At 32.0% G+C, this 13,886-nt stretch carries 13 protein-coding genes; 6 read left to right on the top strand and 7 right to left on the bottom strand.

Annotation, left to right across the window (positions count from 1 at the left end; genetic code table 11):
* Positions 1-19 precede the first annotated feature (19 nt).
* The 3 genes from CELLY_RS14315 to CELLY_RS14305 form a co-directional block, all read right to left on the bottom strand.
* Positions 20-2,530 (bottom strand): TonB-dependent receptor, encoded by a 2,511-nt coding sequence (locus tag CELLY_RS14315; protein WP_013622408.1) that lies wholly within the window; start codon positions 2,528-2,530, stop codon positions 20-22.
* An 81-nt stretch (positions 2,531-2,611) separates the two neighbouring features.
* Positions 2,612-3,427, bottom strand: coding sequence for an AraC family transcriptional regulator (locus tag CELLY_RS14310; RefSeq protein WP_013622407.1), 816 nt, complete (start codon positions 3,425-3,427; stop codon positions 2,612-2,614).
* Between the two features lie 222 nt (positions 3,428-3,649).
* Positions 3,650-5,773, bottom strand: a complete 2,124-nt coding sequence (locus CELLY_RS14305) for a M3 family metallopeptidase (RefSeq protein WP_013622406.1) — start codon at positions 5,771-5,773, stop codon at positions 3,650-3,652.
* A gap of 144 nt (positions 5,774-5,917) precedes the next feature.
* Here CELLY_RS14305 and CELLY_RS14300 point away from each other — a divergent pair, with 144 nt between their 5' ends.
* From CELLY_RS14300 to CELLY_RS14275, 6 genes are all read left to right on the top strand, one after another.
* On the top strand, positions 5,918-6,493 hold the full coding sequence (locus CELLY_RS14300; protein ID WP_013622405.1) for a pseudouridine synthase: 576 nt from the start codon (positions 5,918-5,920) through the stop codon (positions 6,491-6,493).
* 99 nt (positions 6,494-6,592) lie between these two features.
* Positions 6,593-7,171 (top strand): TetR/AcrR family transcriptional regulator, encoded by a 579-nt coding sequence (locus CELLY_RS14295; RefSeq protein ID WP_034643971.1) that lies wholly within the window; start codon positions 6,593-6,595, stop codon positions 7,169-7,171.
* A 27-nt stretch (positions 7,172-7,198) separates the two neighbouring features.
* Positions 7,199-7,831, top strand: coding sequence for a nitroreductase family protein (locus CELLY_RS14290; protein ID WP_013622403.1), 633 nt, complete (start codon positions 7,199-7,201; stop codon positions 7,829-7,831).
* Between the two features lie 10 nt (positions 7,832-7,841).
* Positions 7,842-8,840 (top strand): NADP-dependent oxidoreductase, encoded by a 999-nt coding sequence (locus CELLY_RS14285; RefSeq protein ID WP_013622402.1) that lies wholly within the window; start codon positions 7,842-7,844, stop codon positions 8,838-8,840.
* Positions 8,841-8,877: 37 nt separating this feature from the next.
* Complete coding sequence (locus CELLY_RS14280) at positions 8,878-10,035, top strand: iron-containing alcohol dehydrogenase (protein ID WP_013622401.1); 1,158 nt, start codon at positions 8,878-8,880, stop codon at positions 10,033-10,035.
* A 9-nt stretch (positions 10,036-10,044) separates the two neighbouring features.
* The gene (locus CELLY_RS14275) at positions 10,045-10,854 is read left to right on the top strand and encodes a type 1 glutamine amidotransferase domain-containing protein (protein WP_013622400.1); all 810 of its coding nucleotides are present in this window, start codon (positions 10,045-10,047) and stop codon (positions 10,852-10,854) included.
* A 150-nt stretch (positions 10,855-11,004) separates the two neighbouring features.
* Here CELLY_RS14275 and CELLY_RS14270 read toward each other — a convergent pair whose 3' ends face one another.
* The 4 genes from CELLY_RS14270 to CELLY_RS14255 all read right to left on the bottom strand — a co-directional run bounded on the left by CELLY_RS14270 (position 11,005) and on the right by CELLY_RS14255 (position 13,808).
* Positions 11,005-11,454: a KTSC domain-containing protein gene (locus CELLY_RS14270; protein WP_013622399.1), complete on the bottom strand. Its 450-nt coding sequence runs from the start codon at positions 11,452-11,454 to the stop codon at positions 11,005-11,007.
* A gap of 77 nt (positions 11,455-11,531) precedes the next feature.
* Positions 11,532-12,791 carry an NAD(P)/FAD-dependent oxidoreductase gene (locus tag CELLY_RS14265; protein ID WP_013622398.1) on the bottom strand — a complete coding sequence of 420 codons (1,260 nt, stop codon included), beginning with the start codon at positions 12,789-12,791 and terminating at the stop codon, positions 11,532-11,534.
* 141 nt (positions 12,792-12,932) lie between these two features.
* The gene (locus tag CELLY_RS14260) at positions 12,933-13,124 is read right to left on the bottom strand and encodes a cold-shock protein (RefSeq protein WP_013622397.1); all 192 of its coding nucleotides are present in this window, start codon (positions 13,122-13,124) and stop codon (positions 12,933-12,935) included.
* 177 nt (positions 13,125-13,301) lie between these two features.
* Complete coding sequence (locus CELLY_RS14255; protein ID WP_013622396.1) at positions 13,302-13,808, bottom strand: peroxiredoxin-like family protein; 507 nt, start codon at positions 13,806-13,808, stop codon at positions 13,302-13,304.
* Between the last annotated feature and the right edge of the window lie 78 nt (positions 13,809-13,886).

The following is a 13,886-nucleotide window of genomic DNA, read 5'->3' as shown; positions in this document are numbered from 1 at the left end:
TACAAATCTAACAGGTTAATTAAAACTCTCGTTTTCCAAATTCACTATCAATAAATTTAGATTTATTTTTAGTTGCATTAAATGTATATGATAAATTTAATGACACCATATCTACCTCATACCTGTAATTTGTTGTGGTATAAAATTTACCAGGTCTAGACGTTGTAATACGTTGCTCATTAGTGTTTAATAAGCCCATATCTATATTTTGCCATTGTAACGTGGCTGTTAATTTATTATCTAAAAACGATTTTCTAAGCGTAAGATTTGGAGAGTAAAACCTAGAGTCTTCTCCCATTGCAGTATTTCTATCAGATAAATAATTAAAAGAGAACTGTGCACTTGCATTTTGCCAAAAATTGTAAGTTGAGTTAAGATTTACAGAGTATATAGTAGCCTTACTATTTATACCGTAAGTACGTGCAACACCATCTCTGTGGTTAAAGTTTAAAACACCATTAATTTTATAACTATAAACATTTGCTCCAATAAAATTTGTCCAGTTTTTAGTTGGTTTTATTGTAGCTCCAATTTCTAAACCATAAGAGTTGCTTTTACCTACATTAGAATACACACGGTTTATAATAGTATCTATTACAGCTCCATTTTCTTGGTATGCAAGCACATTAACTCTATTTATTACATTTTCTACACCTCTATAATAGGCTGTAGCAAAAAAAGAATTTCCTTGCTTCAACTTTTTTGTTATTCCTACTTCTACTAAATCTATAAACTCTGGCTCTAATTTATTGTCTCCTTGTTCAAAAACTTCAGAGTGTTCTCTTTCTGCAAAACTATTCATTTTAAAAGTTGTTGTACGCTCTACCCTTTTACTATAAGCTGTTTTTAGTTTTGTTTTATCATTAATTTTAAATTGTAAAGATGCAGACGGAAAAAGCTTTACAAAATCATACTTATAACTATTAGGAGAAATTTCACTTTTTAAAGATTCTTCATATTCTCTATCCATAGACTCTATACGTAAACCTGCTGCATAATCCCATTTTTTATCAGCTCCTGTTAATTGTGCATAGCCAGAGTGTATAGTTCTATTTAAACTAACATCACTAGAAAACTCTGGTACCAAAACACCATCTCTTTGGTATACAAATTCACCTGTATGGTCTAAATTTCTGTATTGATAACCTGTTTCAACTGTTCCAAATGTAAAAGGTTTAAAAGTATAATCTAAATTAAAACGTGTACCATATAACGGGTTATCATTAGTATTATATTCTTGCTGGTAAACAATATTATTGTCTGGATAACCAAGGTTGTCATTCTCCGTTGGTCCTCCTAAAAATGTATATTCATACAAAATAGATGCCGCTAGTTTAGACTCATTAGTAAACTTATGTTCATAATCAAAACTACCCAATGCAAAATCACCTTTTCTTGTTCTAAGGTTATGGTTGTAATATGTAAAAGTATACAACCTAGAGTCACTTTCTATTGGTGCTATTGCGTGGTTGTCATAATAAACAATATCTGCCAGTCTATCTTTGGTATGTTTTCCTGCAAAAAAACCAACCGAATAACTATTATTTTTGTTAGGTGTGTAATCTACATTAAATCTTCCGTTATAACTTACTTCATCAAAACTACGCTCACCATCAGAAGGTAAAAAAGTTATTTTATTTTCAGCTTCATTAACAATGTACATATCTCCTTCTCTCCTACCGGTTTTATCATTACGTTGGTAACTAGCGCCTAAAGAAAAATTCCATTTGTCTGTTCGCTTGTTTAAGGTAGCATCTATTCCGTAACGTTGTGCTGCTTCTTTTGTATTGTATTCTTCTATAGACGGAAAACCACCACGTACATTAAGCTGTGTATAGGTACCATTTATAGCTCCTTTTTTAGTTATAATATTTAAAATTCCGCCTTTACCCTCAGGGTCGTATTTAGAAGACGGAGCAGTAATAAGTTCTACAGACTCTAACCCATTTGCTGGTAATTGAGCCAAAATAGCACTAGCATCTCCTTGTGTTGGTTTACCGTTTACTAGTACCGAAAAACCTTGGCTACCTCTAACACTTATTTCTCCTTGACCATTTAAAGTTACAGATGGTAAGTTTTTTACAACATCTACTGCAGAACCACCTTCACTATTTTGGTATTTTTTAGTATCAAAAACCTGACGGTCTATTTTATGTACAACCGCTAAACGCTCTGCTTGCACTACAACTTCGTTTAATTGGTTACCTAAAGTCAATTGTATAGCTCCCAAACTCAGTCTTTCTCCTTTTTTAGATAGTAATACAGGGCTAATAGTTTTAGTTGTATACCCTAAAAAAGACGCTTCTAAATAATATCTGCCAGCTTTTATGTTTGGTATTTTAAAAGAACCATCTAACTCTGTTATAACACCAGTAACCAAAACAGAATCTTGTTTTTTGTACAATGCAACTGTAGCATATTCTAGGGCTTGGTTAGTGCTTGCATCTATTACTTTACCGGTTATTTGAGCCATAAGGTTTTGCCCAATAAAACAGAAAAACATCAGTAAAAAAAGTGTTTTCATTTTCATAATACTATTATTTTTATTGAAAGCTAAAGTAGTAGTTGTTTTATCGTAAGAATGGTGTTATTAACAAAATAATGGTCTAATTTATGTATTAGCAGCTTTTTTAAATTGCAAAGGTGTTTGCAACACATAACGTTTAAAATATTTTGTAAAGTGTGATGTATCTTTAAACTCTAAATCATAAGCTATATCACTTACAGATTTGTTTGTAAATAGCAGCTGCCTTTTTATTTCTTTTATAATATGCTCTGCTATTACATCTGATGCTGTTTTACCAAAAACCTTATTGCACATTGCATTTAAGTTCTGAGAAGTAGTATGCAAATGGGTGGCGTAAAAAGCTACATTATTTTTTAATTGAGTAGATAGTAAATCTAAAAAACCAGAACTCAAACTTGTGTAATCTGTAACAAAATTTGTATTTGTGTAGCCAACCAACTTAGCTAAAATAGACTTTAAGCCACCTTCTACAACTTCTTGGTTAACAATATCTTGCTTCATTTCTAAACTAATAGCTTTAAACAAGTACTCTAAAGAGCTGTTTACCTCTTTAATTTTAAGTTTAGAACTGTTTTTAAGTTTGTGCAACTGTGTATTTATAAATTTATCTAGCGTTTTTTCTAAAAATAATTCTTTAATAATTATAACGTAACCTTTGGGTTCAGTATCTATTTCCCAATTATGAACCTGGTCTTTTTTTATTAAAAAAAATACGGGAGGTTCTATTTTATAACTTTTAAAATCTATGTGATGGTAGCCAGTACCTTGGGTAAAATAAACAATCTCTAAATACTTGTTATGCTTATGTGGTTTTGTATACCTTTTGGTACTATCAAAAGGTTCTATTTTTAAATCTAACCCAGATGAAATTTTATTATATGTTTTTATTGAGTTTTGCAAGTTTTTAGATTAGTTGGTTAAGGTAAATGTAAAAAATAGGCATTGAAAATTGAGAAAATAAACCTTTAAAATATGTTAAAACCACGAAAAGGATTTCGCTAAATACTAAGTTTATAGTACAAATACAGTACTTTAAAAACAATGCCAAATCTATTACACTAAAAATAAAAAAGGAGCCTTACAAGGCTCCTTTATATTTAGTAATATATTTTTTAAAGCACATTATTTTAAACCACGTGCTTTTAACATAGGTTCTATTTTAGGATCACTACCTCTCCAGTTCTTATACATAGCCTCTAAATCTACAGTATTGCCTCTAGACAGTACCATATCTCTAAAACGTTGCCCATTTTCACGAGTTAAACCACCATTGTTTTCAAACCAATTGTATGCATCATGGTGTAACATCTCTGTCCATAAGTAAGAGTAATATCCGGCAGCATAACCACTTCCAAAAATATGAGCAAAATAAGTAGATCTGTAACGTGGTGGCACAGCACTTACTACATCTAGTTTTGTATTGTGTAGCGCATCTTTTTCAAAAGCACTGGCACTAGATATTGTAAAGTCTGGACTAATAGTATGCCATTTCATATCTAAATTAGAAGCTGCTAAATTCTCTGTTAAGCTATAACCTTGATTAAATGTACCTGCTTTTTTAATCTTATCTATTAAAGCTTGTGGTATTTGCTCTCCTGTTTTGTAATGTAGTGCGTAGTTTTTTAAAACATCTGGATATAAAGCCCAATTTTCGTTAAACTGAGAAGGGAACTCTACAAAATCTCTAGCAACCGCAGTACCAGATAAAGAAGGGTACTCTTGGTTTGCAAAAAAGCCGTGTAATGCGTGTCCAAACTCATGAAACATAGTACTAACTTCATCATAAGTTAGTAAGGCTTCATCACCTTCTGCTGGTTTTGGGTAATTACACACATTGTATATTACTGGTTTATTATTGTATAAGTGAGACTGTGTTACAAAATTACTCATCCACGCACCACCCCTTTTACTTGGTCTGGCAAAATAATCTGCGTAAAATAAGCCCAGTTGGTCTCCATTTTCTTCAAATAGCTCATACACCATAACATCTTTATGGTAAGTAGGAATGTCTTTTCGTTCTTTAAATGTTATACCATATAATTTTTCTGCTGCATAAAAAACACCTTTTTCCAAAACTGTTTTAATCTCAAAATATGGTTTAATAGCACTTTCGTCTAAATCGTATTTTTCTTTTTTTACCATTTCTGCATAACGGTTCCAGTCCCAAGCTGCCAAAGTAAAATCTTCTCCATTTTTGGCAATCATTTTTTGTATTTCTTCTGCCTCATTTTTTGCTTTAGTAGTAGCTGCAGGTATTAAACCATTAAACATCGTAAATACATTTTCTGGTTTTTCTGCCATAGTACCTTGTAAACTCCACTCAGCATAATTTTTAAAGCCTAATAAAGCTCCTTTTTTAGCTCTTAGTTCTGCTATCTTAGTAATAATGTCTTTAGTATCATTTTTAGTACCATCTGCTCTGTTAAAAGCAGCCATAAATATTTTTTCTCTAGTAGCTCTTTTTTCTAAACTTTGCAATAACGGTTGTTGCGTAGTATTTAGTAGCGGAATTTTCCATCCCTCTCCGTCTTTATTCTCTAAAGATTTTAATTGAGATTCTGTTAAACCTGCTAAATCTTCTTTATTCATAAAAACTAAAGCTCCATCATTATTAGCTGCTAATAGTGTTTTATTAAACGCAGTGGTTAATGTAGCTAATTTAGTATTGTACGTTTTTAGTTTTTCTTTATCAGCTGCGCTTAAGTTTGCACCTGCTTTTTCAAACGCTTCAAAATAAGTTTCTAATAATTTATAAGATTCTGGATCTAGAACCAAGCTATCTCTTTTAACATATAATTCTTTTACACGCTTAAATAATTTGTCATTTAAGTAAATACCATCTTGCAACTCAGAGAATTTAGGTGCCATTTCTTCTTGTACCGCTTGCAAATCGTCATTAGTATGTGCGCCTGTAAGGCCATAAAAAACATTTTGTACACTTTGCAATAGTGTTCCACTCTTTTCTAATTCTAAAATAGTATTATCAAAAGTAGCAGCTTCTGTATTGTTTACTATTTTCTCTACAGCAGCTTTTTGCGCAGCAATACCTTGCTTTAAAGCAGGCTTAAAATGTTCGTTTTTAATTAGCGTAAAGTCTGGTGCTCCGTAAGGTAGTTTACTTGCCACTAATAATGGGTTTTCTGTTGTGTTCATAGTGTTTTTGGTAGTTGTTTCTGTATTTGTTTTACCATCTTTACAAGCGGCAAACAAAATAGTAACAAGGGCTACAGTATATATTTTTTTCATTAATAATAGTTTTTTTAAATTGGATATAAAGATACTTTTGTTCCTGCCTCTAACCTCTTAAAATTGTCTTAATATTTATAGAACTTAAAACAGTAGAGCAGTTCTGTTTTTCTTTCTATTTTTGCAATTACAACATCTTTTTTTATGCCTAATAGCCAACATATTCATTATAAAATGTACAAACCATATGGTGTACTTAGTCAGTTGGCTAGTAATGACAATAATCAAGTTAAAAAAAAGTTTTTATCTGAATTTTATAATTTTCCACAAGGTATAATGCCCATTGGTCGTTTGGATGAAAAATCTGAAGGACTACTACTTTTAACTACAGATGGCAAATTAAGTGATACAATTAACAGAGCAGGTATAGAAAAAGAATACTACGCACAGTTAGATGGCATAATAACTAATGAAGCTTTGCATAAAATAGAAAAAGGAGTAGTAATAGGATTAAATGGTACTACTTACACAACAAAAACTTGTATTGTAAAACACATAGAAACTCCAAAAAATATACCAGAACCAAGCACTAAAATTAGGTTAGGCAGACACAGACCTAATAGCTGGATTAGTATTTGCATAACCGAAGGTAAATTTAGACAAGTACGTAAAATGACTGCTGCCGTTGGTTTCCCTACCCTACGTTTGGTGCGTGTACGCATACACAATATTACTTTAGACAACCTTACACTAGGTGCTGTAACACCCATTAACATATAAGGCTCTTAATTAACGTTTTTGTTAAGATGATATTAAATATCGTTAAAAAAAAGAATGAACATTCATTTTTATATATCTTTGTATCAGAAAATAAAAGTTATGGCTAAATTACAGAAAAGCATAGATAAGCGTAATGCCCTTGTTAAAGCAACCATAGAGTTGGTTAATAACAATGGTTTTCATGCAACACCTATGTCTAAAATTGCTAAAATGGCCAATGTATCGCCTGCTACCATTTACTTGTATTTTGAAAATAAACAAGACTTGGTGAACAAGACATACATAGAGGTTAAAGAAAAATTTACAGAATATGCCTTTAAAACCTATAAGGAAGAAATGTCTGTAGAAGAAGGGTTTAAAATTATTTGGAACAGAATTGCAGATTTTAAGTTTAAAAATTGTGAAGAAGCTATGTTTTTAGCTCAGTGTGATAATACACCTATGATTGATGAACCTAGCCGAGAAGAAGGAATAAAGCATTTTCAGACATTATTGGATCTTTGGGAACGTGGTAGAAAAGAGGGTGTTTTAAACCAATTATCAGACTATTTAATGTACGCTTACACAATTATTCCTTTATCTTTTTTAATAATATCACAAAAAAGAGGAGCAATTACCCTTAACAAAAAACATATACAAGAGGCTTATTTAGCTGCTTGGAACAGTATAAAAGCTTAAAAAACAAATTAATAAACATAAACTATAATGGAGTTATTAGATAAACTAAATTGGAGATACGCTGCTAAAGCAATGAATGGCGAAAAAGTAGCTGAAGATAAAATTGATAGAATTATAGAAGCTGCTCGCTTGGCTCCTACTTCTAGTGGTTTACAACCTTTTGAAATTTTAGTAGTAAAAAACCAAGAAATAAAAGAAAAAATTAAGCCAATAGCTTGGAACCAATCTGTAATAACAGACTGCTCTCACCTACTAGTTTTTGCTGCTTGGGATACATACACTCCAGAGCGTATTAACTATATGTTCGATTTGACAAATGAAATTCGTGGTTTTAAAAACGAAGGTTGGGAAAACTACAGAAAAATGCTGTTAGATATGTACCCACAAAGAGATGCAGAAGAAAATTTTAACCACGCTGCCAAACAAGCTTACATTGCTTTTGCACATGCAATTATGGCTGCTGCTTATGAAAAAGTAGATGCAACTCCGTTAGAAGGTTTTGATCCTGCTGCTGTTGATGAAATTTTAGGTTTAAGAGAAAAAGGGTTACGCAGCGCCGTTTTATTGCCTTTAGGATACAGAAAAGCAGATGAAGATTGGTTAGTAAATTTAGTAAAAGTGCGTAAGAGTACTGAAGATTTAGTAACAGTAATTGAATAAAAACAAAATTATGATTCAGACAATTTTATTAAAAAACAGACCTGTTGGAAGGCCAGCAGTTTCAGATTTTGAATTTGTAAAGGATGAATCTGACATTAGCATTAATGATGGCGAAATACTATTAGAAACCACTTATGTTTCTGTAGATCCTTATTTAAGAGGAAGAATGAGCGATGCTAAATCTTATGTTCCTCCTTTTGAGTTAAATAAACCTATACATTCTGGTGTTATTGCAAAAGTAATAGCTTCTAAAAATGAAAGTTTTGCAGAGGGCGATTTTGTTTCTGGTATGTTAGACTGGAAAACACAACAAGTATCTACAGGAGAAGGCCTTTTAAAAGTAGACAAATCTAAAGCGCCATTAAGTGCATATTTAGGCATTTTAGGTATGACGGGCTTAACTGCTTATTTAGGATTAACAGAAATTGGAAAACCTAAAGCAGGTGAAACACTTGTTGTATCTGGCGCAGCTGGTGCTGTTGGTAGCGTTGTTGGTCAAATAGGAAAAATTCTTGGACTTAATGTAATTGGTATTGCAGGTACAGATGAAAAGGTAGAAATGCTAAAATCTAAATTTGGTTTTGATGCTGGTATTAATTACAATACTACTGAAAATATGACTGCTGCAATTGCAGAAGCTGCGCCAAATGGAGTTGATGTTTATTTTGATAATGTAGGCGGACCAATATCTGACGCTGTCTTATTTAACATTAATAAGTTTGCAAGAATTATAATATGTGGTGCAATATCTGTTTACAATAACACAGAATTGCCTAAAAGTATAAGTGTACAACCATTTTTGGTAAAGAATAGTGCACTAATGCAAGGTTTTATTGTTTCTAATTATGCCGATAAATTCCCAGAAGCAATGAAAGAATTATCTACTTGGCTGGCACAAGACAAGTTAACCTACACAGAAACTATTGTAGAAGGGTTTGAAAATATCCCTACTGCCTTTATAGATCTGTTTGATGGTAAAAACAAAGGGAAAATGATTGTGAAAATCTAAGAGATAAAATTTTTATCAACCTAAAAACACAAAGAAAATGAACAATTTTGAATACAAAAACCCAACTAAAATAATTTTTGGGAAAAATACAATTGAAAAATTAACTTCAGAAATACCTGCAGACGCTAAAGTTTTAATGCTTTACGGTGGTGGCAGTATCAAAAAAAACGGAATATATGACCAAGTAAAAACTGCTTTAGCTAAAGTAGATATGATTGAGTTTGGTGGTATTCCTGCAAATCCTGAGTACAATGTACTTATGGAAGCACTAAAAGTTATTAAAGAGGAAAATGTAACATATTTATTAGCTGTTGGTGGTGGTTCTGTAATAGATGGTACCAAATTTTTATCTGCTGCGGCTTTGTATGAAGGTGAAGAGCCTTGGAAAATGCTAAAAAACAAAGAGCGCCCTAACAAAGGTTTACCTTTTGGAACAGTACTAACGTTACCAGCTACAGGTTCTGAAATGAATTCTGGCTTGGTAGTGTCTAGAGAAGAAACCAAAGAAAAACTATCTATGGGCGGACCAGCATTGTTCCCTACTTTTTCTATACTAGACCCACAAGTAATTACATCTATTCCTAAGCGCCAATTAGCAAACGGTATTACAGATGCTTTTACACACGTTTTAGAGCAGTATATGACCTACCCAGCAGGCGGACTTTTACAAGATCGTTTTGCAGAAAGTATTTTACAAACATTAGTAGAGGTTGCGCCTACTGTAGTAGAAGACCCAACAAATTATGAAGCTGCATCTAACTTTATGTGGAGTTGTACAATGGCTTTAAACGGCTTAATACAACAAGGAGTTCCTGGAGACTGGGCAATACATATGATGGGACACGAGTTAACAGCTTTGTTTGGTATAGACCACGCACGTACATTAGCAGTAGTTACTCCTAGTCATTACAAATACAATTTTGAAGCTAAAAAGGAAAAATTAGCACAGTATGCAGAACGTGTTTGGAATGTAACGGAAGGTAGTATTGATGATAAAGCTTATGCTGCTATAGAAAAAACTGAGGCATTCTTTCACCAATTAGGTATAGATACTAAATTATCTGACTATACAAAAGATTATGAAGGTACTGCAGAAGAAATAGCCAAACGTTTTACAGAACGTGGCTGGAAATTAGGTGAGCGCCAAGCATTATTGCCAGAAGATGCAGAAAAAATTGTAAAAATGGCATACTAAATTGCTAAAATGAATTTAATTAAAACAGCAGTTATTGCACTTGTTATATTAACAGTTACAGCTTGCAATAACAAAAAAGAAAAACAATCTTCTGAAAAAGTTTTAGAAGAAAAAACAGAATTAAAAAAAGATAAAAAAATGAAAGTATTATTTGTTTTAACATCACACGATAAATTAGGAGACACTGGTAAAAAAACAGGATTTTGGGTAGAGGAATTTGCTAATCCATATTACAATTTATTAGATAAAGGCGCAGAAATTACTATGGCTACACCAAAAGGTGGTGCTGCTCCAATAGATCCAAGTAGTGATTCTCCTGATGCAGCTACAGAAGACACAGAGCGTTTTAATAACGATGCAGATGCAAAAGCTAAAATTGCAAACACTAAGGTTTTAGCAGATATGAATGCAGATCATTTTGATGCTGTATTTTATCCTGGTGGTCACGGTCCTTTATGGGATTTAGCCAACGATGAAAAATCTATTGCATTAATTGAAAAATTTAATGCACAGAAAAAACCAGTGGCATTTGTTTGTCATGCTCCTGCTGCTTTAAAAGGTGTTAAAGATGTAGATGGTAACCCACTAGTAAAAGGTAAAAAAGTAACAGGATTTACAAATTCTGAAGAGGAAGCCGTACAACTTACAGATGTAGTACCATTTTTAGTTGAAGATATGTTAAAAGAAAATGGTGGTATTTACTCTAAAAAAGAAGATTGGGCTGCATATGCAATACAAGACGGTAATTTAATTACAGGTCAAAACCCGGCTTCGTCTGAGTTAGTTGCTGAAAAACTAGTTGCAGAATTAAATAAGTAAACAAGATATTTTACACCTAAATATAAAAGCCCGTAAACAAATTAGTTTACGGGCTTTTTAATGTATAACAAACACAATAAAAATTGTTTTTTTAACTTTATATATTACAAAAACAACAATTTAGCTACTACAACTTAAACATATAAGTTACTATGCTTCTTGCATTGTTTTTTTAGATTTACGGTACATATAAGACTCAAATATGTTGCGTTTTGCAAAACGATAAATCTTGTCTGAGTTAATCATTTTAATGTATATTTTTTTAGGAACACCAAAATACTCATAAGTAGTACCGTCTAAAAAAGTAATTTCTAAAAGCTGACCCTTGTGTTGAAAGTCTAAAATACCAGAAGCAGTTGTCAAAGCTTTATACTCTTCTGCATTAGCCAACTTAGTCTCTGGAGCAATGCTTACCAAAAAATGGTAGCCATCTATAATTTCTCTACTTTTAATCTCAGCCTCTTCACGTTTTGCGTCTCCTTCCTGAAACTTATCTGGGTGCCATTCTTTAACCAGCTTCCTGTAGCTAGTTTTTAACGACTTAAGATCTATAGAATTCTCTACAGAAAACATCTTTTTATATTGATTTATACGTTTCATTCGGGTGTTTTTTTTAAAACCAGCCGCGAAATTACATCTTTTTAATTGATTATCAATCTATAAACTACAATAGAATATTATTTTCTTTTTGTAAATGGCCTAATAATTAATCCTAATGGCCTATCATAAGTAAAATAATTAGTCATCCATCCCATAAAAGCAGATATTTTATTTTTAAAACCTACCAAAGACATAATATGTATAAACATCCACACAATCCAAGCAAAAGTTCCTTGAAATTTAAACTTAGGTAAATCTACCACTGCTTTTTTACGGCCTATGGTAGCCATTACTCCTTTGTTTACATAAACAAAAGGTTCTGGTTTTTCATTATTTACCAATTTCATTATATTTTTTGCCAAATGCGCACCTTGCTGCTGTGCTACTGGAGCTAACATTGGTAAACCTTTAGGGTCCTCTTCAGAGATATGTGCAGCAACATCACCTATTGCAAAAACATCTTTAGTTTGTACTACTTGGTTGTATGCGTCAACTGCAATGCGGTTACCTCCTATTATAGCCTCTTTTGGCAAACCTTCTATTGGAGCTGCTTTTACACCAGCTGTCCAAATTACAGTATCTGTATAAAAACTGTTATCACCTATTTGTAACTTATTATTCTCATATGAGCTTACTCTGGAGTTTAAATGTACATTTACCCCTAAATTAGTTAAATACAGTAAACTTTTTTCTGAGGCATCTTTAGACATTACATTTAAAAGATGCGGAGAAGCTTCGTACAAATTTATAGTCATTTTAGAAATGTCTAAATCAGGAAAATCTTTAGGTAAAACGTGCTTTTTCATTTCTGCAAGGGCACCAGCCAATTCTAAACCTGCTGGTCCACCACCTACAATAGCTATATTTAATATTTCTTCTAAGGGTTCTTTATCTTTTTTAGCTAAAGCTTTTTCTAGATTTTGAAAAATATAGCTTCTTAAGTTTAATGCATCTGGAATAGACTTTAAAGTAAGTAAATCATTCTTTACAGGTTCAAAATTAAAGAAATTGTTTTGACTCCCTGTTGCTATAACCAAATAATCATACTTAATTGTTCCTATAGATGTTTGTAGCTCTTTAGTTGTTGCATTTACAGAGTTAACATTTGCCATTCTAAAGGTAACATTGTTATAGCCCCTAAAAATACGCCTAACAGGATATGCTATACTATCTGGCTCAAGACCTCCAGTAGCTATTTGATACATTAAAGGTTGAAAATTATGGTAATTGTTTTGGTCTATTAGACGTACGTCTACATTTTTGTTTTTAAAAGCTTTTGCTATAGTTATACCGCCAAAACCAGCACCTATAACTACTACTTTTTTTTTATCTCCCATAAGTTTAAATTGTACTATAAAGGTACAAAATAAGCTTATTTTTTAGGTTGATATTTACTTAGTTTATGTGTTAAAAATTAGCAAAAAAAAAGAGTCTATTCCTTAGAATAGACTCTTAGCTTAAAGCTCTTATAGTATATGTTATAAAACTCTTACGTTTGCTGCGTTTAAACCTTTTTTACCTTCTGTAACCTCGTATTCAACTTCATCGCCTTCACGAATTTCGTCTACTAAACCTGAGATGTGTACAAAGATGTCTTTACCTGAACCTTCTTCTGTGATAAAACCAAATCCTTTTTCATCGTTGAAGAATTTTACTGTTCCTTTACTCATTGTATTGTATTTATAATATATTAATTTATAGCAAAAGTACTACTAAAGAAGCGTACCACCAAAATTTATTTAAATACTTTATAATCAGTTAACTTAAAGATAATATTGCAACATAATTTTTATACCACTTTACCAATTAGCTGTGCGTTACCATTTTAGGGTGTTTATACAAAAAAATTATGCTTCTCCCCTTGCAGGATAATTGGCTTTTAAAATGTAGTCTATACCTCCTAAAACATCTCTAAATTCCGGACGCCCAAATGGCATAGATTGTATAGACTCCCAATAAACTGTAGAATCTGGTGATAGCAAAAACAAGCCTGGTTCTGTAAAATAATCTGGTTCTTTTTTTATTCCGCTAGAAATAAATAAGCCCCATTTTCTTGCTTCATCAATAGACAAACCATAACCAAGCGGAATATCATCAATATCCCAATCTTTATAAGTTTCTTTTGCTACTTCTTCTGTATCTGAACTTATTGCAATTACATTTACTCCACGTTCTGTAAATTTAGGAAGCGATTTTTGCATTTGCTCTAATTGTTTTTGACAAACAGGACAATGTTTACCTCTATAAAAAAGAATTAAAGTAAAATTTTCAGGAGATTGTTCACTTAATTTCCAAGTACTATCATTTACTAATTTAATACTAAGTTCTGGTGCTTTTTCTCTAGGTTTTATCATTCTATATTATTTTTAAAAATTTGTTATACATATTGTTTTTTTGATGAAATCATCAATATGTTATAATTTACAAAAAAT

The sequence above is a fragment of the Cellulophaga lytica DSM 7489 genome (genome assembly GCF_000190595.1).
Lineage (GTDB): Bacteria > Bacteroidota > Bacteroidia > Flavobacteriales > Flavobacteriaceae > Cellulophaga > Cellulophaga lytica.
This window is presented reverse-complemented; position numbering and strand designations above follow the sequence as displayed.

Bases quoted from the DNA above. Each gene is read 5' to 3' on its own strand.
- CELLY_RS14305 (WP_013622406.1), bottom strand. From the start codon at position 5,773: ATGAAAAAAATATATACTGTAGCCCTTGTTACTATTTTGTTTGCCGCT.
- CELLY_RS14265 (WP_013622398.1), bottom strand. From the start codon at position 12,791: ATGGGAGATAAAAAAAAAGTAGTAGTTATAGGTGCTGGTTTTGGCGGT.
- CELLY_RS14275 (WP_013622400.1), top strand. From the start codon at position 10,045: ATGAATTTAATTAAAACAGCAGTTATTGCACTTGTTATATTAACAGTT.
- CELLY_RS14280 (WP_013622401.1), top strand. From the start codon at position 8,878: ATGAACAATTTTGAATACAAAAACCCAACTAAAATAATTTTTGGGAAA.
- CELLY_RS14270 (WP_013622399.1), bottom strand. From the start codon at position 11,454: ATGAAACGTATAAATCAATATAAAAAGATGTTTTCTGTAGAGAATTCT.
- CELLY_RS14260 (WP_013622397.1), bottom strand. From the start codon at position 13,124: ATGAGTAAAGGAACAGTAAAATTCTTCAACGATGAAAAAGGATTTGGT.
- CELLY_RS14285 (WP_013622402.1), top strand. From the start codon at position 7,842: ATGATTCAGACAATTTTATTAAAAAACAGACCTGTTGGAAGGCCAGCA.
- CELLY_RS14300 (WP_013622405.1), top strand. From the start codon at position 5,918: ATGCCTAATAGCCAACATATTCATTATAAAATGTACAAACCATATGGT.
- CELLY_RS14315 (WP_013622408.1), bottom strand. From the start codon at position 2,530: ATGAAAATGAAAACACTTTTTTTACTGATGTTTTTCTGTTTTATTGGG.
- CELLY_RS14290 (WP_013622403.1), top strand. From the start codon at position 7,199: ATGGAGTTATTAGATAAACTAAATTGGAGATACGCTGCTAAAGCAATG.
- CELLY_RS14295 (WP_034643971.1), top strand. From the start codon at position 6,593: ATGGCTAAATTACAGAAAAGCATAGATAAGCGTAATGCCCTTGTTAAA.
- CELLY_RS14255 (WP_013622396.1), bottom strand. From the start codon at position 13,808: ATGATAAAACCTAGAGAAAAAGCACCAGAACTTAGTATTAAATTAGTA.